Origin of the sequence: Streptomyces sp. NPDC001508, assembly GCF_040298665.1 — a bacterium.
GTDB lineage: Bacteria > Actinomycetota > Actinomycetes > Streptomycetales > Streptomycetaceae > Streptomyces.
Genome location: NZ_JBEPAP010000009.1, coordinates 179,608 through 201,916 on the forward strand (window position 1 = coordinate 179,608; position 22,309 = coordinate 201,916).

At 69.9% G+C, this 22,309-nt stretch carries 18 protein-coding genes and 1 pseudogene; 11 read left to right on the plus strand and 8 right to left on the minus strand.

The window, feature by feature from the left end; translation table 11 throughout:
* Window positions 1-78 precede the first annotated feature (78 nt).
* Window positions 79-2,844, plus strand: coding sequence for a SpoIIE family protein phosphatase (locus ABT245_RS11990; RefSeq protein WP_502982110.1), 2,766 nt, complete (start codon window positions 79-81; stop codon window positions 2,842-2,844).
* Between the two features lie 94 nt (window positions 2,845-2,938).
* On the opposite strand, the gene ABT245_RS11995 is transcribed toward ABT245_RS11990, so the two are convergent.
* Entirely contained in the window at window positions 2,939-3,574 is a 636-nt protein-coding gene (locus tag ABT245_RS11995; protein ID WP_351732063.1) for a response regulator, read from the minus strand.
* Window positions 3,571-4,794, minus strand: coding sequence for a sensor histidine kinase (locus ABT245_RS12000; RefSeq protein ID WP_502982111.1), 1,224 nt, complete (start codon window positions 4,792-4,794; stop codon window positions 3,571-3,573). Before ABT245_RS12000 ends, ABT245_RS11995 begins: the two co-directional genes overlap by 4 nt.
* A 180-nt stretch (window positions 4,795-4,974) precedes the next feature.
* Here ABT245_RS12000 and ABT245_RS12005 point away from each other — a divergent pair, with 180 nt between their 5' ends.
* The 6 genes from ABT245_RS12005 (at window position 4,975) to ABT245_RS12030 (ending at window position 10,412) form a co-directional block, all read left to right on the plus strand.
* Complete coding sequence (locus tag ABT245_RS12005; protein ID WP_351732116.1) at window positions 4,975-6,063, plus strand: ABC transporter permease; 1,089 nt, start codon at window positions 4,975-4,977, stop codon at window positions 6,061-6,063.
* The gene (locus ABT245_RS12010) at window positions 6,060-6,743 is read left to right on the plus strand and encodes an ABC transporter ATP-binding protein (protein WP_351732068.1); all 684 of its coding nucleotides are present in this window, start codon (window positions 6,060-6,062) and stop codon (window positions 6,741-6,743) included. The genes ABT245_RS12005 and ABT245_RS12010 overlap by 4 nt, the downstream gene beginning before the upstream one ends.
* A gap of 447 nt (window positions 6,744-7,190) precedes the next feature.
* Window positions 7,191-7,946: an SDR family NAD(P)-dependent oxidoreductase gene (locus ABT245_RS12015; RefSeq protein ID WP_351732071.1), complete on the plus strand. Its 756-nt coding sequence runs from the start codon at window positions 7,191-7,193 to the stop codon at window positions 7,944-7,946.
* A gap of 88 nt (window positions 7,947-8,034) precedes the next feature.
* Window positions 8,035-8,985, plus strand: a complete 951-nt coding sequence (locus ABT245_RS12020; protein WP_351732073.1) for an ABC transporter substrate-binding protein — start codon at window positions 8,035-8,037, stop codon at window positions 8,983-8,985.
* Between the two features lie 31 nt (window positions 8,986-9,016).
* Window positions 9,017-9,748, plus strand: a complete 732-nt coding sequence (locus ABT245_RS12025) for an SDR family oxidoreductase (protein WP_351732076.1) — start codon at window positions 9,017-9,019, stop codon at window positions 9,746-9,748.
* A gap of 61 nt (window positions 9,749-9,809) precedes the next feature.
* Window positions 9,810-10,412 carry a hypothetical protein gene (locus tag ABT245_RS12030; protein ID WP_351732078.1) on the plus strand — a complete coding sequence of 201 codons (603 nt, stop codon included), beginning with the start codon at window positions 9,810-9,812 and terminating at the stop codon, window positions 10,410-10,412.
* A gap of 604 nt (window positions 10,413-11,016) precedes the next feature.
* Here ABT245_RS12030 and ABT245_RS12035 read toward each other — a convergent pair.
* On the minus strand, window positions 11,017-12,669 hold the full coding sequence (locus ABT245_RS12035; protein ID WP_351732081.1) for a glycoside hydrolase family 71/99 protein: 1,653 nt from the start codon (window positions 12,667-12,669) through the stop codon (window positions 11,017-11,019).
* A gap of 391 nt (window positions 12,670-13,060) precedes the next feature.
* Between ABT245_RS12035 and ABT245_RS46040 the strand changes: the two are divergent.
* The 3 genes and pseudogenes from ABT245_RS46040 to ABT245_RS12045 form a co-directional block, all read left to right on the plus strand.
* Window positions 13,061-13,210: pseudogene (locus tag ABT245_RS46040) on the plus strand (IS701 family transposase); the annotation flags it as partial.
* Between the two features lie 280 nt (window positions 13,211-13,490).
* A complete protein-coding gene (locus ABT245_RS12040) occupies window positions 13,491-13,778 on the plus strand; it encodes a hypothetical protein (RefSeq protein WP_351732083.1) in 288 nt (95 codons plus the stop codon).
* 192 nt (window positions 13,779-13,970) lie between these two features.
* Window positions 13,971-14,357, plus strand: coding sequence for a hypothetical protein (locus ABT245_RS12045; protein ID WP_351732086.1), 387 nt, complete (start codon window positions 13,971-13,973; stop codon window positions 14,355-14,357).
* A gap of 361 nt (window positions 14,358-14,718) precedes the next feature.
* On the opposite strand, the gene ABT245_RS12050 is transcribed toward ABT245_RS12045, so the two are convergent.
* From ABT245_RS12050 to ABT245_RS12070, 5 genes are read right to left on the minus strand one after another with little or no spacing between them, the layout of a single operon-like run.
* Window positions 14,719-15,354, minus strand: coding sequence for a DUF6875 domain-containing protein (locus ABT245_RS12050; protein ID WP_351732088.1), 636 nt, complete (start codon window positions 15,352-15,354; stop codon window positions 14,719-14,721).
* On the minus strand, window positions 15,351-15,914 hold the full coding sequence (locus tag ABT245_RS12055) for a hypothetical protein (protein ID WP_351732090.1): 564 nt from the start codon (window positions 15,912-15,914) through the stop codon (window positions 15,351-15,353). The genes ABT245_RS12050 and ABT245_RS12055 overlap by 4 nt, the downstream gene beginning before the upstream one ends.
* A gap of 9 nt (window positions 15,915-15,923) precedes the next feature.
* Window positions 15,924-16,124 carry an MbtH family protein gene (locus ABT245_RS12060; RefSeq protein WP_043382691.1) on the minus strand — a complete coding sequence of 67 codons (201 nt, stop codon included), beginning with the start codon at window positions 16,122-16,124 and terminating at the stop codon, window positions 15,924-15,926.
* Window positions 16,125-16,170: 46 nt separating this feature from the next.
* Window positions 16,171-16,407, minus strand: a complete 237-nt coding sequence (locus ABT245_RS12065; RefSeq protein WP_351732093.1) for an acyl carrier protein — start codon at window positions 16,405-16,407, stop codon at window positions 16,171-16,173.
* A complete protein-coding gene (locus tag ABT245_RS12070) occupies window positions 16,404-17,807 on the minus strand; it encodes a class I adenylate-forming enzyme family protein (RefSeq protein ID WP_351732095.1) in 1,404 nt (467 codons plus the stop codon). The genes ABT245_RS12065 and ABT245_RS12070 overlap by 4 nt, the downstream gene beginning before the upstream one ends.
* 617 nt (window positions 17,808-18,424) lie before the next feature.
* On the opposite strand from ABT245_RS12070, the gene ABT245_RS12075 reads away from it, so the two are divergent.
* A partial coding sequence (locus ABT245_RS12075; RefSeq protein ID WP_351732097.1) for a non-ribosomal peptide synthetase occupies window positions 18,425-22,309 on the plus strand: 3,885 nt, incomplete at its 3' end.

Below are 22,309 nucleotides of genomic sequence, written 5' to 3' on the forward strand. Positions count from 1 at the left end.
CGGCGGTGGCTCCCGCGTCTCTTCGCAGGTCCGCCGCCTGATCGGCATGGGTCCACAGCCCCGGGCCGCGGGACCGGTGTGCGGCGGGCGAACCGGCGTGCCGAGCCCGGGCCGGCCACCGGTTCGCGTTCGGGACTCGGCTCCCTGCTGAACCTGGGCAGCGCCGCCGGACAGGTGTTCGTCGCGCAGGTCGTCATCGTGGTGCTGCTGGTCGCGGCCGGGGTGATCGCCCTCGTGCTGCTCGCGCAGCAGTACAGCATGCGGGAGGCGCAGCAGAAGTCGGTGACCGCCGCCGAGGCCTTCGCGAACTCACCGGGCGTGGTGGCGGCGCTGGACGGCCCGAATCCCACGGCGGTGCTGCAACCGCGCGCGGAGGCGGCCCGGAAACGGACGGGTGTCGACTTCATCGTCGTCATGAACACCCATGGGATCCGTTATACGCATCCCTTCCCGGGGGCGATCGGGAAGAAGTTCTCCGGCCCCATCGGGCCCGCGCTGGCGGGCCGCGTCACCGTTGAGCGATCGAAGGGAGGACCGCCGCTGCCCGGGGGCAGCGGCCCGGCCATCCAGGCGGTGGTCCCGGTGTTCCGGGACAACGGCTCGGTCGCCGGCCTGGTGTCCGCCGGGGTCAAGGTCCAGAACGTGACCAGACTGGCCCAGCAGCAGCTCCCGATCGTCATCGGCACCGGTGCGGCCGCGCTCGTCGTGTCCACGGCAGGGACGGTCCTGGTCTCCCGGCGGCTGCGGCGGCAGACGCACGGGCTGGGACCGACGGAGATGACCCGGATGTACGAGCACCACGATGCGGTGCTGCACGCGGTCCGGGAAGGCGTGCTCATCATCGGAGCCGACGGCCGGCTGCTACTGGTCAACGACGAGGCACAGCGGCTGCTCGATCTGCCGGCGGACGCTGAGCGGCGGCACGTGGGTGACTTGGGCCTGGACAGCAGGACGGCGCGGCTGCTGGCGTCGGGCGAGCCGGTCACGGACGGAGTGCATCTGGCCGGGGACCGGCTCCTCGCGGTGAACAAGCGACCCACCGCCCCGTTCGGCGGGCACGCCGGCCATGTGGTGACGCTGCGGGACACCACGGAACTCGCGCTGGTGTCGGGGCGGGCGGAAGAGGCACGGGGCCGGCTGAAACTCCTGTACGACGCCGGGCTGCGGATCGGGACCACGCTGGATGTCGTCCGCACCGCGGAGGAACTGGCGGACGTGGCCGTGCCGCGGTTCGCCGACGGCGTCATCGTGGATCTCCTGGATGCGGTGATACAGGGGCACGACCCGGGCGAGGAGCGGCCCCGGCAGATGCGGCGCACGGCGATCAGCGGCCGGCTCCACGGACTGCCGCTGACCCCGCCGGGTGAGTTGATCACGTTTTTGCCGACGACACCGCAGGCGCGGGCGCTGGAGCGGAGACGGGCGGAACACGAGCCCGATCTGCGGCAGGCGAAGGGATGGCAGGCGCAGAACCCCGACCTGGCACGGAGCGCGCTGGAGCACGGCTGGCACTCCCTGGTCACGGTGCCACTCCAGGCGAGGGGCGTGGTGCTGGGACTGGCGAGCTTTTGGCGTACGGCGGACTCGCCCGCCTACGCGGAGGAGGATCTGTCGTTCGCGGAGGAGCTGGCGGCGCGGGCGGCCATATGTCTCGACAATGCCCGGCGGTTCACACGGGAGCATGCGACGGCCGTGACCTTGCAGCGCAGTCTGCTGCCGCGGGGGCTGCCGCAGCAGGACGCCCTGGACATCGCCTGGCGGTATCTGCCCGCACAGGCGGGGGTCGGCGGGGACTGGTTCGATGTGATCCCGCTCCCGGGGGCGCGGGTCGCGATGGTGGTGGGCGATGTGGTCGGCCATGGTCTGCACGCCGCGGCGACCATGGGGAGGCTGAGTACGGCGGTGCGTAACTTGTCCGCCCTGGACCTGCCCCCCGACGAACTGCTGGGCTTTCTCGACGAGCTGGTGGCGCACATGGACGCCGACGAGAGCGGTGCGGAGGCCGATCAGAAGGTCACCGGGGCCACCTGCCTGTACGCGGTCTACGATCCGGTGTCCGGATCATGCACCATCACACGTGCCGGGCACCTCGGCCCGGCTCTGATCCACCCGGACGGCACCGTCACGTTTCCCGACACCCCTCTCTCGCCGCCGCTCGGGCTGGGCAGCGGTCTCCCGGTCGAAACCGCCACATTGCGGTTGCCGGAGGACAGCCGGCTGGTCCTGTTCACCGACGGATTGATCGGAGACCGTCATCGCGATCTCGACACGGGCCTGCACCTGCTGCGAGATGTTCTGGCCCGGCCCCACCGAACCCCGGAACAGACCTGCCGTGCGCTGGTCGAGACGCTGCTGTCCGAGCGCCCCCGGGACGATGTCGTCCTGCTCGTCGCTCGCACCCGCGTCGTGGACCCCGCCCAGGTCCGCGCATGGGACATTCCCTCCGACCCGGCGGCGGTCTCCCGTATCCGTTCCGACGTCGGCCGCCAGCTGGAAACCTGGGGTCTTGCACCGCTTGCCTTCGCCACCGAGCTGATCACCAGCGAGCTGGTCACCAACGCCATCCGGTACGGCACCCAGCCCATCCGGCTGCGCCTCCTGCACGAGCGCAACCTCATCTGCGAGGTCGCCGACGGCTCCAGCACCTCGCCGCACCTGCGCCGGGCGGCCATCACCGACGAGGGCGGCCGTGGCCTGTTCCTGATCGCCCAGTTCGCCGAGCGCTGGGGGACCCGCCACACGGCGCACGGCAAGATCATCTGGACCGAGCAGTCCATCGACGGCGGGGCCGCGGCACACGGCGCCGACCTGGCCGACGCGCTCCTCGACCAATGGGATGAATGAAGGCAGCCCTTCGCCCCGCCCCGCACACATTCTCACCGGTCATCGACGGGCCCAGGGCAGGCCGTGGCTCCAGGACGCCATGCCATGTGTCCGGTCAGCGGCGGATGAGGCCGAGGTCGGTGGCGGCGGCGACGGCGGCGGTGCGGGAGTCGACGCCGAGTTTCGTGTAGATGCGGGTGAGATGGGACTTGACGGTGCCCTCGGTGAGGTGCAGGCGGCGGCCGACGGCCTGGTTGGACAGCCCGTCGGCGACCAGCGCGAGGACTTCGGTCTCGCGCCGGGTCAGGGCGACGCCAGGTGTGCGAAGCCGGTTCAGCAGCCTCTCGGCGACCGCGGGGGCCAGGGTGGTCCGGCCGGCGGCGGCGGTGCGCACCGCGGCGGCCAGGTCCTCGGGAGGGGCGTCCTTGAGGAGATATCCGGTGGCGCCGGCTTCGATGGCGGGCAGGGTGTCCGCGTCGGAGTCGTACGTGGTGACGACCAGAACACGGGGAGCGCCCGGTCGGGCGGTGATCCGAGCGGTGGCCTCGGCGCCCCCCATGCCCGTACCGAACTGCAGGTCCATGAGCACGACGTCGATGTCGCCCGCGGTGGCGCGGGCCACGGCGTCCTCGGCGGTGGCGGCTTCCGCCACCACGACGAGGCCGGGCTCGGTCTCCAGGACGGCGCGCAGCCCGGCCCGCACCACGGGGTGGTCGTCGGCCAGAAGGAGACGGATGGGAGTGTCGCTCACGGGCGGGCCTCGGGTTCGGGTTCGGCGGACGGGGCGAGGGGCAGCCGGGCGGCCAGGGTGGTGCCGCGGCCGAAGGCGGATTCGAGGGTCAGGGTGCCGCCGAGCGCATGCATGCGGGCGCGCATGGCCGCAAGACCGAAGCCACCGCTTCGCGGGTCGGGTGCGGGCACCCGCGCCGGGTCAAAACCCGTACCGTCGTCGACGACGGCCAGGGTGATGTGGTCGCCGAGGTAGGTGAGGGTGACCTCGGCGGTGGTGGCGACGGCGTGGCGGACGGTGTTGGCCAAGGCGGACTGGGCGATGCGCAGCAGGGCGACCTCGTGCGCGGTCGGCAGCGGGGCCGGCGGGCCGGCGAGGTGGAAGCGCGCGGTGAGCCGGTGGCGGGCGCCGACGTCGGCGCACAGGCGTTCCAGGGCGTCGGCCAGGGTGCTGCCGTCCAGGGCGGGCGGGGTGAGGGCGGCGACGAAGCGGCGGGCCTCGGCGAGATTGTCCACGGCGGCCAGGCGGGCCGACTGCACATGGCGGGCGGCGGTGTCGGGCCGGTCGGGCAGGGCGCGTTCGGCGGCCCGCAGGAGCAGCTGGATGCTGGACAGGCCCTGGGCGAGGGTGTCGTGGATCTCCCGGGCCAGCCGCTCACGTTCGGCCAGCACCCCGGCCGTGTGCTGCGCCTGAGCCAGATCGGCGCGGGTCGCGGTGAGTTCCTCGATCAGTCGCCTGCGGTGTTCGCTCTCCCGGTACAGGGCCCGGTATCCCCACACCACGACGACCGCTACGGCGGCGCCCAGGGCGGGACCGATCACCATGGCGATGCTGAAGGAACCCTGGTGGGCGGCGAAGGCGATGATCGCGGCCACAGCGGTCGCGGCCACGGCGGCGCGTCCGGCACGGCGGGGCAGCAGGTGGAGCTGGAGGAAGTACAGCGGGAAGGCCACCCACACCCCGTCCGGGGACAGGACCAGCAGCGCCAGCCAGCCGGCGCCCACGACGGCCAGCCACCCGGCGGCGGCCCGCCGGGAGCGGCGGACCCGGGGCAGCAGCGGCCCGATCATGTACGCCAGGGCGCAGGCCGCCGTCATCGCGGCGATCCACCCGGCGTGCGGCCGGCTGTCGGCCAGGGCGCGGGCGCCGGCCAGCACGAGCAGGCCGATGACCAGCAGGTGCAGGCACCAGGCCAGGGCACGGCTGGTCGGGGTCGGGGCAGGGACTGGGGCAGGGCTCACAGGGTTCACAGCCCTCCCAGCCTAAGGAAACAGACTCCGTGCGGCCTCCATCGAAAGTCACAACCCGAGGGCTGCCCATCGATCCGCGAAGTGCGATCCCCTGCCAGAGGCCCACCCGCGGTGCCACGGGAGACGGTGGGGGCGTACCGCATCCATCACCGGAAAGGGCAGGCCAAGGTCGTGTTCGTCGCCTGGAGAGATCTGAGGTTCGCCAAGGGGCGGTTCGCCCTGATGGCAACCGTCATCGTGCTGATCACCCTGCTGGTCGGTCTGCTGTCCGGGCTGACCGCCGGGCTGAGCCGGCAGAACGTCTCCGCCATCACCGGCCTGCCCGCCGGCGAGATCGCCTTCGACGCTCCCGGGGACGGGCAGGCGCTGTCGTACGCCAACTCCACCGTCACCGAACAGCAGTGGCAGCGGTGGGCCAGGACGCCCGGCGTCACCCGGGCGGAGCCGCTGGGCATCACCACCGCCAAGGCCACCGCCGGTCGCACGAGCGCCGGTGTCAGCGCCTTCGGCGTCCGGCCCGGCTCCCGTCTCGCCCCGGACAGCGACAAGATCAAGGAGGACACGGTGGTGCTGTCGACCACGGCCGCCGACGACCTCGGTCTGGACTCGGGCGACACCTTCTCCCTCGCCGGGCAGCGGCTGACGGTGGCCGCCGTGCGCGGCGATGCCTCCTTCAGCCACACTCCGGTCATCTGGACCAGCCTCGACATCTGGCGGAAGATCGCGCCGCCCATGGGCAGGAGCGGCAGCCCGACCGCCACCGTGATCGCTCTGAACACCACCTCCCGCGTCGACGTCGCGGCGGCCGACCAGGCAGCGGGCACGAAAACGGTCTCCAGGGACGACTCGCTGTCCGCGATCGGTTCCTACACCGCTGAGAACGGCTCGCTGCAATTGATGCGCGGCTTCCTGTTCGCCATCTCCGCCCTGGTCATCGGCGCCTTCTTCACCGTGTGGACGATCCAGCGCGGCGGCGACGTCGCCGTGCTGAAGGCCCTCGGCGCCTCCACCGCCCATCTGCTCAAGGACGCCCTCGGCCAGGCCCTCGTCCTTCTCACCGGCGGAACCCTGATCGGCACCGGCATCGCCGTCGGTATCGGCGCCGCCGTCGCCGGGTCCGCCGTGCCCTTCGTCCTCACCCCCGCCACGGTTCTCGTCCCGGCCTCGGTGATGATCCTGCTCGGCGTGCTCGGGGCCGCCCTGGCCGTCGGCCGCATCACCTCCGTCGACCCGCTGACCGCCCTCGGGAGCGCCCGATGAGCCTGAACCTGACCGACATCACCCTCACCTATCCCGACGGCGACTCCCGTCTGACCGCCCTCGATCATGTCTCCCTCGACGTCCCCCACGGCAGCCTGACCGCCGTGGTCGGCCCCTCCGGCTCCGGCAAATCCAGCCTGCTGGCCGTCGCCGCCACCCTGATCAGCCCCGACGCCGGCACCGTCACCATCGACGGCACCCCCACCGCCGGCATGACCCGTGGCGAACTCACCGATCTGCGCCGCCACCGGATCGGCATGGTCTTCCAGCAGCCCAACCTGCTGCCCTCCCTCACCGCGGCCGAGCAACTCCAGGTCATGGCCCACATCGACGGCCGCCGCCCGGCCAGTGCCCGCGGCCGGGCCATGGAACTCCTCGACGCGGTCGGCCTCGCGAACCTCGCGCACCGCCGCCCCCACCAGCTCTCCGGCGGCCAGCGCCAGCGTGTGAACATCGCCCGCGCGCTGATGAACGACCCCGCCGTCCTCCTGGTCGACGAGCCCACCAGCGCGCTCGATCACGCACGCGGAGCCGCCGTCGTCGAGCTGATCACCCGCCTCACCCGCCAACGGGCCACCGCCACCGTCCTGGTCACCCACGACCGCGCCCACCTCAGCGCCGTCGACCGGATCGCCGAGGTGCACGACGGACGACTCGACCTGCCGGCACCGGCCTGCTGACCTCACCGCGCAGGGCGGCCGGACCGAGAGGCCGCCCGCGGCCGGAACCGACCACCGCGATGCCGACGGCCGCCGTGCACATGCTCTGTTGTGGTGGGGCGTGTTGTCCTGGGGAGCAGCGCCTGCCAGCCCGGCCTCCGTGCACAGGCTCTGTTGTGGTGGGGCGTGTTGTCCTGGGGAGCAGCGCCTGCCAGCCCGGCCCGCCGTGCACATGCTCTGTTGTGGTGGGGCGTGTTGTCCTGGGGAGCAGCGCCCGCCAGCCCGGCCCGCCGCGCACATGCTCTGTTGTGGTGGGGCGTGTTGTCCTGGGGGAGCGGTGCTCGCTGGCACGGCCCCGCGTGCCGATCCGTACGCGTTGCACGCACAGCTCGACCTGTTTGATCCTGGAGGCGGCAGGCTGGCCGTTTCCTTGCAGGCCGCTCGTGCCGATCGTCCGGAGGTGGGTCCGTGACTGAGGCAACCGGCAGGGTGGCACTGGTGACCGGGGCCGGCAGCGGAATCGGTGCGGCCACCGCGCGCCTGCTGGCCGCCCGGGGGATGCGGGTGGCGGTCGACTACCTCCACGGCGGCGCGGCGGCCGAGGAGGTCGTCGCTGGCATCGAGGCCGCGGGCGGTCAGGCCATGGCCGTGCGGGCCGATGTACGCGATCCCGCGGCGGTCGAGACCATGATCGAGCGGGTGCAGTCGGCCTGGGGCGGTATCGGTGTGCTCGTGAACAACGCGCTCACCCCGTACGCGATCAAGTCGTTCCGGGACATGACCTGGGAAGAACTGGGCCGCAAACTCGACGACGAGATGCGCGCGGCGTTCACGGTCACCAAGGCCGTCCTGCCCGCCATGACCGAACAGGGCTGGGGACGCATCATCTATCTCGGTACCGCCCTCAGCCGCCGGCCCCGGGCGGGCATGATCGCCCTGGGCACGGCCAAGGCCGCACTGGCGCAGTTCGCCCGGTATCTCGCCCAGGAACTGGGCCCGCAGGGCATCACCGTCAATGTCGTCGAGCCCGGCCCGGTCGAGGACACCCGGATGACACACGTGCTGGACGAGGAACACAAACGACGGCAGATAGCCGCCACCCCCCTGGGCCGGCTGGCACACCCGGACGACGTCGCCCACGCCGTCGCCTTCTACGCCAGCGAGGACAACGCCTTCATGACCGGCACCACCGCCGCGGTCAACGGCGGGATGGCCATGTACTGACGCCCCGCCCGCCCCGTACACCGGGACCACGCAGGCTCACACCAAGACCACGCGGCCTCGCGATCGACGCGACCAAGGGAGAGCGTTCATGCACACGATCGATCTCACCTACGTCGGGCGGGGCCTGCACGAGGAACTGGTCGCCTATGTTGCCGACCAGCAGGACTACTACCGGGACGAGGGCGTCCACGTCACACTGCGCGACGGCTGCTCCTGGGACGACGAGCGGCTGCGCCACGGCGCGACCATCGGGCTCGGCCGGGCACTGCTGTCCCGACTGACCGAAGGCACCCCGTGGGTCGCGCTCAGTGTCCACACCCACCGCCCGCTGTTCTGGTTCCTCGCCCGCCCCGGCCCGACACACCTGGCCGACCTGGCGGGCCGGCGGCTGGCGGTGCACCCCGCCCGTACGGCACCGGGGTGCTTCGCCCGGATCGTGCTGCGCCGGGCCGGTCTCGACCCGGACCGCGACATCCACACCATCGTCCGCCCGCCCGGCGACTACGGCATGGACCTGCGCCGGCTGCGTGAAGGCAGGATCGACGCCGCCCTGGTCGGCAGCACCATGGCACCGGAGGCGGTAGCCGCCGAGCACGGCTGGAAGGTACTGGGCTGGGTGGGCGACCAGTTTCAGATCCCCACCGTCGGTGTGGCCGTCGACGCCACCCGCGTCCACCCGGACGACCCCGCGGTCCAGGCCGTCGTACGAGCCCACCGGCGTGCCCTCCAGGTGATCCACGACGAACCCGGCACCACACTGCGGCACATCCGGGCGTTCCTCGGCCGACACACCGAGACGGAAGCCCGAGCCCACTACGAGAGGTTCATCGCACCGTATTTCACCTACGACGGCAGGGCCGACCTCGCCGTCGGCGCCTCCGCGATCTCCGCGGTCGCCACCGAACTCGGCGTCGCCGCCGGCGTCCCCGCGGACGCGTTCTACCGCACCGCACCCGGCACACCGCCGGAGCCCGGCACCGTCGACGCCACCGCCGACGCCACCGCCGTCCCGGCGAACAGCTCCCCATCAGGTCCGTGAACGCCATACGAATGGAAAGAAGGCGAGTGCCATGAAGGTCGCAGTATTCGGTGGAACCGGGCTGATCGGGTCCCGTGTCGTGGAGAACCTGAACGCGGCCGGGCACCAAGCCGTCCCGCATTCCCTGTCCACAGGGGTGGACCTCATCACCGGCCAAGGGCTGGAAGCAGCCGTGGCGGGCGCCGATGTCGTCGTCAACCTGACGAACTCCCCGACCTTCGACGACGCCTCGCTCCCCTTCTTCCAGACCTCGATGGACAACCTTCTCGCCGTGAGCGAGAAGGCAGGGGTCGGGCACTTCGTCATCCTTTCGATCGTCGGCGTGGACCAGGTGCCCGAGCTGGTCTACTACCGGGCCAAGGTGCTTCAGGAAGACATCCTCAAGGCCGGGCCGATCCCCTACTCCATCGTCCGGGCCACGCAGTTCATGGAGTTCATGGACGCCACTTTGTCCATGACAGCCGACGGCGACACCGTCCGTCTGCCGCGCACGCCCCTTCAGCCGATCGCCGCAGCGGACGTCGCCCGTGTTGTCGCCGAGGTCGCCGCCGGCAGCCCCCTGAACGGCGTCGTCGACATCGCCGGTCCCGATGTGTACCCCCTCGACGAACTCGGCCGCCTCACCCTGACCGCCAAGAGCGACAGCCGCTCCGTCATCACGGATGACACCGCCGGCATGTTCGCCGCCGCACACGGCGACGTCCTCACCGCTCCAAAGAACGCCCGCATCGCCCCCACCCACTACACCGACTGGCTCTCCTGACCACTGCCTCAGCGGGGAACAGCCGACCACATCGGGTTTGTGATGCCCGATGATTGAGCGCATGACGAACGGCAAGTCCGTGCCTGGGGCGGCGACGCGCCTCGGTCCGCCGCATCTGGTCGGCCTGACCGAGCCGGCAGACCGTCCCTGTCATGTATCCGAACGTGTCTGGGCAGGACTGCTGGAGGTCGGCTGGGCCGCACGGCTGCGGTCCGATGACGGCCGGACCCGGTTCCAACTGCGCTACTACGGGGAGCGGTTGGAGGACCTGATCGTCGGTGACAAGGCGCCCGCGCTGGTGTATGCGGTCACCGAGTCGGGACAGCGGATTCTGCTGTTCGACGGCGCGGCGCACGGCCATGACGCGATGTTCTGCGACAGCTGGGACGCAGACACCCTGCGGACTCGCCGCGCCGACCAGGTGTATGTCGACGCCGACGGCGAGGACACCTTCGAGCTGGTGGTCTGGGTCGGCTACAACATCGACTGGGAGGACGAGCGGGAGTCCGTCGTGGACGCCGACGCGCCCGACCTCGTCACGCTCGTCGACGGTCGTCGCATCCCGTTCGAGATCGCCCGGCACGCCGCCTTCGACGCGCTGTCCATATGGGCGACGAATGCCCGGGGACGGACCGTCGACATCGTGTCGGAGGAACTGGCCTGAACGGCCCCCGGCCCCGCCGCCTTCGGCGTCAGACCAGCTCCGGCCAGGGAAGAAGTCGGCGCTCTGGACGTACTCCATCGCCTTCCCGATCCAGTACGGGCTGCCCAGCGAATCGCCCGCCCGGGATCGGTCTCGGCGTCCTGCCCGTCCTGTTCTTCGAGGCCGCTCCGGCGGCAGCGGAGCCGATGCGGACCAGGGACAGATCCACCGCACCCCGCTGCGCCGCTTCCGCGATCAGACCCGCCGGCAGAGCCTCGAAGACGCCGGTGTCACGCCACTGCCGAAACCGGTTGTGAACGCAGCCCAACCACACTGACTGCTTGCCATGGCCTTCCTCACCGCCGTCCGGGGCGCGCGGCACCTCGCTGAGCGGCCCACGCACCATTGCCCGCAGGTTCTCCCGCGATGCCGGACGCGCCAACACCTCGTCCACCGAGGTGCAAGCGCATCCAACTCCCCATCCAGCGACCGGGTCTGGGCCGCACCGACTTGCCCGCCCGCACCGCATCCGGCGGCAGCATCCATCCCACGAACGGAGCATGAGCAACCCGCCGTCACGTCGGGTGAACAACCGGTCCGCTGGGGGCGGTACGGCTTGCGCAGGTCAGGCGGTTCGGGGGACTCCGGCGATGGCGTCCAGGCGCAGTGGTCTGCCGGAATTCTGCATCTCGTACAGAGTCGGGCAGAGCCACCCTCCCTCAAGGTGTTCGTTCCATGCGTAGATGAGGACGGCATTCGCGGGAACATTCGCCGAGTGGGAATTGGTCCAGCCGATCGCGTCCCCGAGGTGATCTGCTATCTCCGTCGGCGTCGCCTGCTGGGTCCATTGGTCCTTGAGGCCCAGGTAATCTTCGGAAGGCTGGACCCCCCACGGCACCGGGTACTCGTACATCGGCCGCGGGTCCCAACCGGTTGACACTGTCGGAATGACCTGCCCGGCCGCAGCCGCGTAATCGGACCACAAGCTCGTCTCAAGACCGGTGAGCGACGAATACGGTGCCCCGTTGGTCTGTCCTGTCGCATAGCGGCTCACCGCATCCGCGCCAACCGCAGCCTTCAGGTCTGCCACGCCCTGCGCGGTCCATCCCATGACCACGATGTAGGGATCGGGCAATCCCGCGCTGGTCGCCTTCGACCGCATTTTGGCGAGCTTGTCGGCGGTTGCGTTGTTCAAGAAGTAGACGAGTGGGCGACCGTCAAGGACCTTCTGGTAGTTCGACTCGCCGAACCGCGCCACAAGCTCCGTCAGATTCGCGTCGTACTGCGCCATGAAGTTCCCGTCCAGAATGGCGCACCAATTGATCTGGTTCTTCAGCTTGCTGGACAGGTACAACTCTCGAGCCCGTGCCAATGGTTGCTGGGGGTAGTAGTCGAAGGCCCAGTAGTCGATCCCGGCCGCGGCTGCGTACCGGATTTCCTGGTCCATGACCTCCTGGCTGGTTCCCTCGCAGTTGACGGACTCGGTCACCACAACGTTGACATTGTCGATATACAGATCAGAGGTCTGGGTCGGATTGGTCTGGAAGTGCAGCTTGTCGAATGAGACGGGGGAGCCGAGCAGCGGGACGTGGTGGGCCTTGCGTACCCCGTCGACGAAGATGTCCACCCACGGCGTAGCACCTTGGGGCGGGGCCGGGTCGATGGTGACCTTGATCGAGTACCAGGTGTCGTCCGTGATGGCCTGGAGGACCTGCCACGTTCCGGACGGCGTGCGGTACGCGAGTTGCCTGCCGGTGGCATCGCGTTGGGTGGCAATGTCGACGACCGTGGTCGATCCGCCCGTGACCAGCGCTCGTGACCAGCCGCCGGCGGTCGTCTCCTTCCAGTCCCACCGCACGGTGATGGCTCTGCTCTGGGCGGCGAACGCGCGCGCCATCGTCGCCGTCCCCGTGGCGGAGGTATCGCGCAGCCGAACGCTCTTTCCCTGGCGATCGGGCACTTGCACGACCGCCACGCTGGTGCCGGTGCCCGCCGAAACGGTCCAGCCGGACGGGGCGGCACCCGTCGTCTCCGTGTCGAACCCTTGGTCGAGCAGGACTGGGGCGGGCACAGTGATCTTGGAGAAGAACGGCATCCGGAAGTGGAACTTCTCGGGAGACAGAATGCGGTTGGTGCCCATTCCGTGCATGGTCTGCCCGCCCGCGTAGGCATCCCAGCGGATCGCTCCGACCAGCGTTCGCCCGGCACGGGATCGCGGCTTACCGGCCGCTGCGGCCGCCGTCACGCCTGAGAGGCCCAGCGCGGCACCACCGGTCACCGCAGCTGCTGCCTTGAGCAGATCTCTACGACTCGCGCCGCCCCCCGAGGCGGAATCCGACCTGCGAGAAACCATGGCTAACCTCCACGAAACGACTCGGCTTTTCGCTCTGATCAAAAAACGGGCCACGGCCGCGCTGCACGACATCGCGGCACCCGTCAAGACAGCGCGAATTTCGTGTTACGGACCCTAGCCGCGCGGCAATTGCCGACAATGGCACGAGATTGGGCAATTGTTGGACGATGTTGGCTGATCCGCAGTGAGGAGGCCGTCCTGCTGGCTCAAGGCGCAATGGGAACTCCGGCGATGAACAATGCGGAATCCGCTTGCCCGCGGGTGGCCGGTCTGACGGAGCGATCGGCCGGCATCGTCCCAGTCCTGCTCGATCCACATGGCCCGGATCGCGCGCAGATCCAGGCGAGTCGAGCCCCGAGCCGCGGTCCGCGCCTACCTGCTCGGGCTGCTGTCGAGCGCCGAACGCAAGAGCTGCCGGCAACTGGCCGAGCAGGCGTGCCATACGCGGCCTGGGCCGATGCCACGATGGGAGACCGCGCCGGGGACGGTCGCGGGAGGTCCGGCGTAGGCCACGCAGTCGGTCATCATGCTGTCGCTCGCAGGGTCCGTCAACCGCCTGAAAGCCATACCCGGCGTCTTTGGATCTCCGGACCTTACGACGGCCCGTCCGACCCGCCAACAACGTAGGACCGCCTGAGGTGTCTATGCGGTCACAGCGCTGGGGTGCGTATCGAGTCGTGATCAAACTGTCTGCTGCATAAGCCGGTGGCGGCCTCCTGCGGCGACTTGCGTGAGATCATCCGTCCATGAGTAGCGACCTGGAAGTGAGTGCTCTGGCGATCAATGTCACGATCCCGCAGGCGCTCCGCTGGACAGACACTCGACGCGGTCAGGTGTTCACGCTGACCACACTCAATGTCCGGCTTCTCCCGGATGGTCACCTCGCCGCAAAGGCATACGGCAGGCCAGTCGGGGGTGGTCGGGGCGCCTATGTGTCGTTCCCCGTCCCCGATAAACCCGAGCTGGCGGCCCTGATTGCCGACGCTGCCAGCCGTGCCGGGGCGTTGTGGGCCGCCCACCGTGGTCTCGGCTGAGCTTGTTTCGACTCGATGGCAGACGATGGCAGCCCCGGAGTTCGCTCTCGCCGCCGGGGCCTGGAACGGCAGATCACCTGCGTGACGCGAGTACAACTGACGCTTCCTGAGTCGGAGTTCACCGGACCGGATCTGCCATCGGAGAGTACGGCCCAGACCCCCGAGAGGCCGCGCCGGCAGTTCGAGTGCGTGATGCGGCAGTTCGAGACCGGCAGTGGCGTGACGCAGGTGTTCGAGGCTTTGCTGGGGGGCTTGATGGCGGAAGCCGCGAAGCGGGGCGAAGGCAGACCGGTCACTGGTCAGTATCGACTCCCTACCGCGCGTGCCCACCACGACGCCGCTGGGATGCGCATCGGCGAGGAGGTCATCACCGCTTTGGAGAAAGGCGCGGCCGAGGAAGCGAAGGCCAGGTCGAAGGGGACAGGTGGGCCCGGCATGGCCGCAGAGAGGGAAGTCCTCGGGGGCCGGCCGGCCCCGGCGGTGCTGCGTCGGCTCGATGACGGCACCCGGTACCACCGTGGTCACCGGGGCTCCCGGCAGTCGGACGGCGGACCGGGCAACGCCCTGCGACGACCGTGATCCTGCCGCGGTCGTCCACGAACAGATCACCGCGATCGCCCCGGACGCCGACCGTGACGCGGTCGCCGAGGCCCTCCGCCGGTCGGCACCCCACCGTCCTCACTATCGCCAGCGAGTGGTCTGGGCCCTGGAGGAAAACCCTCGCCTGCTGACCGGGGAAGGACACCTGGCGCCGCACCGCGCCATCCTGCGGTTCATCGACCTGCTGCACGAGGCCGGGGTCGCCGGAATCGTCCGGCCCGCCTGCACTCGCTGCCACCGGGTCGTGCACATCGACAAGCCGCTCGACGGGCAGCGCGTCTGCCGCAACTGCATCGCCGAGTCCCGCTTCGAACACCGGTGGCCAAGCGGTCGCCGGCACCTACAGCGGCGGACCACCGTAAGCCTGCTCGGCCTCCTGGTAGCGCTCCACCAAGACCGGGTCCATCACGGTGGACCCCGGTCCGAAGAACTTGCCGAACCGCTCCCGGTACTGCTGGAACCAGTGCGGTCGCTCGGACAGGAAGAAGACGTCGTGCAGGGCGATGGCGCGGATGGCGAACAGGGGCAAGGGTGCCTTGCTCACCGCGAAGCGGGGGTTACGGGCGGCCGTCACCTCGCAGTTCTCGTGGAACTGGCCGATCATGAGCCCCCGTGCCACGAAGGCGTCCTTCACCCGGGCATGGGCCTGGTCGAGCAGTCCGGTGTCCTCGCTGCGCAGGTCGGGAAGTGCGACCACCATGGCCCGCAGCATGGGATTGCGGCCTTGCCAGGTCGTCAGCTCGTACTCTCGCAGACTGCTGCGGGCGATCTCCTCGATCAGCTCGAGGGTCGGCGCGTGGCCGGCCAACCGCAGGCGGATCTCCATCGTCCGGTTCTTGCGCGAGGGTGCCACGAAGGGACAGATGGGCCCCGTGCGGCCGATCTCCGGATGGCTCGCTGAGATGTACTCGGTCAGCCATTCCTCGACCGTCTCCAGCGCCAACGCGAAGTCGACCAGGGCTGCCGTGGACGTCATGACGCACCGGTCGGTTCGGTGACGCGGTCGACGGCGATGCGTGCGAGCCGCTGGATCTCCGACTCGTCCGGGACACGGGCGTTGACGAAGGTGAGAATGTCGTCCTTCGCGACGATCACCCAGGCGGTCTCGATGCGGAAGTGGTCGACGGCGGACAGCCACCGCACCAGAAAGCCGCCGTCTCCCAGCTCGACAGGCCCCAGGTCCACCCTCGAGATGTCGAGCTGCACGCCGTCGTTGAGTTCCATCCGGTACTGCGCGCAGGCGTGCACCGCGTCGAAGAGCTCCTGGTAGATCTGCCGGCAGGTCCCGTGGCCGAACTGGGCGACATGGTGGAACACCACCGATCCCACGACGTTCGTGAACAGCGCGGAGGCGTGGTGCACCGTCTCGGGATGTGTGCCGTGCGTGAGCATGTTGGTCAGGTCGACGATGGCCCGCCCCGACTCGTCGCCGGAGACGAAGGCGGGATCGTAGGCGGCGCTCGGCTCCTCGCCGTAGAACGACTCCTCGAGGTCCTCCTCCCGTAACAGCAGCTGCTGGAATGCGGCGTCGTCCATCGAGGTCTCCTATCGGCGCACGAGGCTCAGCGGGCGCATGTCGGTCCAGTGCTCCTCGACGTAGGCGAGGCAGGTCTGGCGGTCGCTCTGGCCGAGCGCGACCGTCCAGCCCGCGGGCACCTCGGCGAACGAGGGCCACAGCGAGTGCTGGCCCTCGTCGTTGACGAGCACCAGGAAGGTGCCGTCGGGGTTCTCGAAGGGGTTGCTCATCATCGCTCCCTGCGCATGCGGTCGGATGGGGGGCCAGGTGTGCCGGTCAGTGTTCCTGCGCGACCCTGGTCACGTAGGTGTGGATGCCGTCGATCGAGGTGAACTGGCCCATGTCGTCGAACTGCGGGTCGATGACCACGCCGTGCCGCTCCTCCAGTACGTGCTGAAGGACCACCAGGGTGAAGGAGTCGATCACCAGCTCGGCGTCGTCGGTCAGTTCCTCGGGCGGCCCGAGTCCCGCGTTCTCGGTCAATATCGCCCTGAGGTCGTCTTTCGAGATCACCGGTCCCCCTGGGCCCGCGAGGGCGATTCCGACAGGACGCGTCCGTGCATCAGCGCACGGTCGCGGATCAGCTTCCCCATCGAGTTCCGCGGCAGCAGTCGCGTGACGTGGAACCTCTTGGGGACCTTGACGGGGCTCAGCCGCTCCCGGCACCAGGCCGTCAACTCGTCCGCGCCGACGGCGGGGTCGGCGCCCACGAACGCCTCGATGACTTCTCCGTGCGTCACGACGGCTTCCGCCACCCGGTCGTGGGTCAGGAGGACGTTCTCCACTTCCGCGAGGTCGACCTTCAGTCCGCCGATCACGGCCAGCGAGTCCACCCGGCCGAGCATGCTGAGCGCCCCGGTCGCAGGGTCCTGCCGGACCCGGTCGTAGGTCCGCAGCCAGCCGTCCGTGTAGCGGTCCGCGTGCTCGCCGTACAGATACGGCGAGTGGTCCATCCGCACATACAGCTCCTCGTCGACGACCTTCACCTCGGCCCCTGGCACCGGAAGCCCCAGCTGCGGAGGGGCAGACGTGCCGGACAGGTCACCCGCGATCAGCCCGATCTCGGTCAGTCCGTAGACCGGGCTGATCGGCAGGCCGAAGTGGGCACGGAAGTTTTCGTACGTCTCCTGCGGCACCCGCTCGCCGCCGGACACCGCAAGGCGCAGTGCGGGCAGTCGGGGCCGGTCGGCGACGCGGGACAGCAGGTCGTAGTGGACGGGCGTTCCGTAGACGGCGGTCGTCCCGGTTGCTGCCATGAGCCGTACGACCTCGGCCGGGCGCAGCGTCGGCGGGATGATCAGCGTCGCCTCGGACGCGAGGGCGTGCAGCACGCCGCTGACCAGGCCCATGTTGTGCATGACCGAGTTCAGCAACATCATCCGGTCGCCCGCGCCAGGGATTCCGGGGAGGGCGGCATGCCGGTCGATTTCGGCCAGCACGGAGTTGGCGGGGCGGCCGATCACCTTGGGCCGGCCGGACGAGCCCGAGCTGAACTGGACCAGTCGGATGCCGTCGACGGCGGGCCGGCCGTCCGGCAGCTGCCGGACCGTGAAGTCGGACTCCTGACGGAATCCGGCCACCGGCCCTCCGGCGCCGGACGCGGCGACGAGGTACTGCGGACGCACCAGCTGCGCCATCGGTTCGTACTCTGCCGGTTTCAGCCGGAAGTCGACCAGAACCACCTGCGCCCCACGGCTCCACAGAGCCAACAGGACCTGAATGTAAGTAAAACTCGGCGTCATCCTCAGGAGAACCGAGCTGCCTTCGCCGATTCCCTGCTTCCGGAAACGCTCCTCAAACTCGGCTACCGCACCGCGTAACTGTCCCCGGGTGACCGAAGTGCTCGAAACGGCCCACGGGTCGTCGTCCGCGCCACGGTTCAGCAGATGACTTACCCACTGCGTTTTTGCCATACGGGTTTCCTTTTGTGAAACAGCCTCGGGAAACGTGCGATCGGCATTTGTGGAAAGTGAAGCTAACACCGCCGAGAATCGGCGGGCAAGAGCCCGCCGATCAAGGCGAACCGCCCCGCGATCGACGCGCGGGTCCCTGCGCCGGTCGCCGCACCGGCAGGGAACAGCCCGCGGGAAAGGACTCCGTCCGGCGTGTGGCGAGCATCGGCCACGCTCCGCCGCAAGCGCGGGCGGCGGTCCTTCACCAGCCAATCCGGGGGCAGTTGGTCGCTAGTCCGCATCGGCGGGCAGCGCGGCCGATGCCGGGCGTGCGCGCGGGTCCCGCCGGGTTGTCCCGCGTGTCCCGCCGGCGGGACACGGCCCGGACATGCACGTGGCATAGCCGATTGATCTCCTTGACCCTCCGGATCTCCGGGGGTTAGGTTCCCTCTGTCGCGTTTCCGGGCGGTTACGTCCGGCTCCTGTACACACACGGCGATCCGCGTCGCTCCGACAGAGCGGAGGTCGCCGTTTCACTTCTGCGCGATCGAATTGACGACGCGTTTTCCAGGACATTGTGATCTTTTCATTCCTGCCTCTCCGGCCGTCCGCGCGGGGGAATTCTCGGAGGTGGAGACTTGTCCGTCAGTGCCGGCACCACGCTGCCCCTCACGGCTGCGCAACGCGAAATATGGATCGCCGAGCAGCGGCTGGGCGGAGGGAATCGCGTTTTCCGGGTGGGGGAGTACCTGGAGATCCACGGAGGCGTGGACCCGGAGCTGTTCGCGCAAGCCCTGAGACTCGTCGTCGCCGAGGCGGAGGCGCTGCACGTCCGCTTCGTCGAGGAACCTGGCGAGGTCCGGCAAGCCCTCCAGGAGCCTGCCGACTGGCCGCTCGCGGTCACCGACCTGAGTGCGGAGCCGGACCCCGAACAGGCCGCACGCGCCTGGATGGACACCGCGGTCGCCCGGCCCATGAACCTGACCGAGGACCCGCTGTTCGAGTACGCGCTCCTGAAGCTGAGCGCCGACCGCTTCTGGTGGTACCAGGGCTACCACCACGCCGTGATGGACGCCTTCGGGTCCTTGCTGATCACACGCCGGGTCGCCGACGTCTACACCGCACTGGCCGGAGGCGGCACGGTGGGAGCGAGCCCATTCGGCACGCTGTCCGACCTGATCACGGCCGAACAGGCTTACCGGACATCGGGGCAATTCGGTCGAGACAGGGCGTACTGGATGGAACGCCTGGCCGACCGTCCGCAGCCGGCCGGAATCGTCGGCACGCCTTCGACCACGCCGGAGCGCTATCTCCGGCACACCACCGCATTGGAGCCGGCGGAACACACGGCACTGCGCGACGCGGCCCGCCGGGCCCGCACCCCCTGGTCGCACCTGGTCATCGCCGCCGTGGCCCTCCACGTCCACCGGACGACCGGCACAGCCACCGTCGTCCTGGGCCTGCCGGTGACGGCCCGCCTCACCCAGGTGGAGCGCCGCACCCCCGGCACGGCCGCCAACGTCCTACCGCTCCGGCTCACGCTACGACCGGAGCTGACGCTCGCCGAACTCCTCGCCCAGATCGGCAAGCGGGTGCGCGAACTGGGCGGCCACCAGCGGTACCGGGCCGAGGACATCCAGCGCGACCTCGCACTGCCCGGCCGCCTGGGAACGTGGTACGCACCGGTCGTCAACGTCATGTCCTTCGACTACGCGATCACCTTCGCCGGACTGCCGACCACCGCGCACAACCTCTCCTCCGGCCTGGTGGGCGACTTCACCCTCGCCGTGTGGGACCGACGCGACGGCGCCGGGCCCGCCGTCGACGTGAACGCCCACCCCGAACTGTGCACGCGCGACGAACTGGCCGTTCACCACCGGCGTCTGCGCACGGCCCTGCGAGCCGTCACGGCAACGGATCCCTCCCGGCCGATCGGGCGGATCGATCTGCTGTCCGCAAAGGAGCGGGCGGCTGTGCTGGGGGTGCCTGCGGTTGTTGTGGCGTCGCGTGCGACGTTGCCGGGGTTGTTCGAGGCGCGGGTGGCGGCGGCGCCGGGTGCGGTGGCGGTGGTGTGGGACGGGGCCAGGCTGTCGTACGGGGAGCTGAACGAGCGGGCGAACCGGTTGGCTCATGAGCTGCTGGGGCGTGGTGTCGGTCCGGAGGACGTGGTGGCTCTGGCTCTGCCTCGGAGTGCGGATCTGGTGGTGGCCGTCCTGGCGGTGCTGAAGGCGGGTGCGGCCTACCTCCCTGTTGATCCGGCCTATCCGGCTGCCCGTGTGGCCTACATGGTCACCGACGCCGGGCCGGCCCTTGTGCTGACGACGACCGAGCACCGTGCCTCGGTGGAGGCGGCGAGCAGGACGCCCGTACTGCTGCTGGACGGGCTCGACGTGACGGATCGGTCCGTGGACAACCCTGTCACCGCGCTCGCGCCCGATCATCCCGCGTACGTCATCTACACATCCGGCTCCACCGGCCGACCCAAAGGCGTCGTCGTCGCCCACCGCAACGTGGTGCGGCTCTTCGACGCCACCCGGAAGTGGTTCGGCTTCGGCCCCGACGACGTGTGGACCCTGTTCCACTCGTACGCCTTCGACTTCTCCGTCTGGGAGCTGTGGGGAGCGCTGCTGCACGGCGGCCGGCTGGTCGTGGTGCCCTACGAGGTCAGCAGGACGCCCGGCGCCTTCCTGGACCTGCTGGCCGATCACGGCGTCACCGTCCTCAACCAGACGCCGTCGGCCTTCTACCAGTTGGCGCAGGCCGACGCCGACACCTCCCCGCCGGGCCGTGGACTCGCCCTGCGCACCGTGGTGTTCGGCGGCGAGGCACTCCAACCCTCCCGCCTCGCTGACTGGTACCGCCGCCACCCCGACGACACGCCGGCCCTGATCAACATGTACGGCATCACCGAGACCACGGTCCACGTGACGTACCAGCCGCTGACCCGGGAGCGAGCAACCGCGGCGGCGGCCAGCGTCATCGGCGTCGGGATCCCCGACCTGCGGACGTATGTGCTCGGTCCGGGGCTGGAGCTGGTGGCGCCCGGCGTGGTGGGGGAGCTGTACGTCGCGGGGGCCGGTGTCGCCCGCGGCTATCTGGGCAGGCCCGGCCTGACGGCCGAGCGGTTCGTGGCGGATCCGTACGCGGCTGAGCCGGGCACGCGGATGTACCGCACCGGTGACCTGGTGCGGTGGAACCAGGACGGCGAGCTGGAGTTCGTCGGTCGCGCCGACCACCAGGTCAAGATCCGTGGCTTCCGCATCGAACCCGCCGAGATCGAGAACGCGCTCACCGACCACCCGGACGTCGCCGAGGCGGCGGTGGTGGTCCGTGAGGAGCAGTCCGGCGATGCCCGCCTCATCGCTTACGTGGTGGCACGGGGAGCCCTCCGCGCCGAAGACGTACGGGAGTTCGGGCGGGGCCGACTGCCCGACTACATGCTGCCGGCCGCCGTCGTCGTACTGGACCGCATGCCGCTCACCGCCAACGGCAAGTTGGACAAGGCGGCGCTCCCGGAGCCGGACTTCACCGTGCCCAGGTCGGCGCGGGAGGCGCGCACGCCGCAGGAGCAGATCGTGTGCGATCTGTTCGCGCAGGTGCTGGGGCTGCCGCGGGCCGGCGTGGACGACGACTTCTTCGACCTGGGCGGGCACTCGCTGCTGGCCACCCGTCTCATCGGTCAGATCCGCGCCGCGTTCGGAGTCGAACTGGACCTGCGCGCACTGTTCGACGGGCCGACGCCGGCCGCGGTGGCGGCACTCCTCGACACCGCGGGACCCGCTCGTCCGCCCCTGGCGGCGCGGGAACGCCCGCCGGCCCTTCCCCTCTCGTCCGCCCAGCGGCGGCTGTGGTTCCTGCACAAGATGGAGGGGCCGAGTGCCACCTACAACATCCCTCTCGTCGTGCGACTGACCGGCACGTTGGACCGTGACGCGCTGCGTGCCGCTCTCGGCGACGTGGTGGCCCGGCACGAGAGCCTGCGGACGGTGTTCCCCGAGGCCGACGGCGCTCCGTACCAGCGCGTCCTCGACAGTGCGAGCGTCGAGTTGCCCGCCACCGACATCACCGAGACGGAGCTGCCGGAGGCCCTGAAATCAGCGGCCCGGTACGCCTTCGACGTGGCAGCCGAAATCCCCCTGCGCGCCGAGTTGTTCACGGTGTCCGAACACCGACACGTGCTGCTGCTGGTCGTGCATCACATCGCGGGTGACGGGTGGTCGTTGGGCCCGCTCGCCGCCGACCTCACGCGTGCTTACACGGCGCGGGTGGAGGGGCGGGTGCCGGAGTGGCGTGCGTTGCCGGTGCAGTACGCGGACTACACGCTGTGGCAGAACGAACTTCTCGGCGACCAGAACGACCCTGACAGTCTGTTCGCCACGCAGATCGGTTACTGGACCGAGGCGTTGGCGGGTCTGCCGGATCAGCTGACGCTGCCCACGGACCGTCCGCGTCCGGCGGTGATGACCTACCGGGGTGACTACGTCACGGTCGGTATCGACGCGGATCTGCACCGGCGGTTGTCG

Bases quoted from the DNA above. Each gene is read 5' to 3' on its own strand.
- ABT245_RS12045 (WP_351732086.1), top strand. From the start codon at position 13,971: ATGCGGCAGTTCGAGACCGGCAGTGGCGTGACGCAGGTGTTCGAGGCT.
- ABT245_RS12030 (WP_351732078.1), top strand. From the start codon at position 9,810: ATGACGAACGGCAAGTCCGTGCCTGGGGCGGCGACGCGCCTCGGTCCG.
- ABT245_RS12010 (WP_351732068.1), top strand. From the start codon at position 6,060: ATGAGCCTGAACCTGACCGACATCACCCTCACCTATCCCGACGGCGAC.
- ABT245_RS12055 (WP_351732090.1), bottom strand. From the start codon at position 15,914: ATGGACGACGCCGCATTCCAGCAGCTGCTGTTACGGGAGGAGGACCTC.
- ABT245_RS12060 (WP_043382691.1), bottom strand. From the start codon at position 16,124: ATGAGCAACCCCTTCGAGAACCCCGACGGCACCTTCCTGGTGCTCGTC.
- ABT245_RS12050 (WP_351732088.1), bottom strand. From the start codon at position 15,354: ATGACGTCCACGGCAGCCCTGGTCGACTTCGCGTTGGCGCTGGAGACG.
- ABT245_RS12070 (WP_351732095.1), bottom strand. From the start codon at position 17,807: ATGGCAAAAACGCAGTGGGTAAGTCATCTGCTGAACCGTGGCGCGGAC.
- ABT245_RS12020 (WP_351732073.1), top strand. From the start codon at position 8,035: ATGCACACGATCGATCTCACCTACGTCGGGCGGGGCCTGCACGAGGAA.
- ABT245_RS12025 (WP_351732076.1), top strand. From the start codon at position 9,017: ATGAAGGTCGCAGTATTCGGTGGAACCGGGCTGATCGGGTCCCGTGTC.
- ABT245_RS12040 (WP_351732083.1), top strand. From the start codon at position 13,491: ATGAGTAGCGACCTGGAAGTGAGTGCTCTGGCGATCAATGTCACGATC.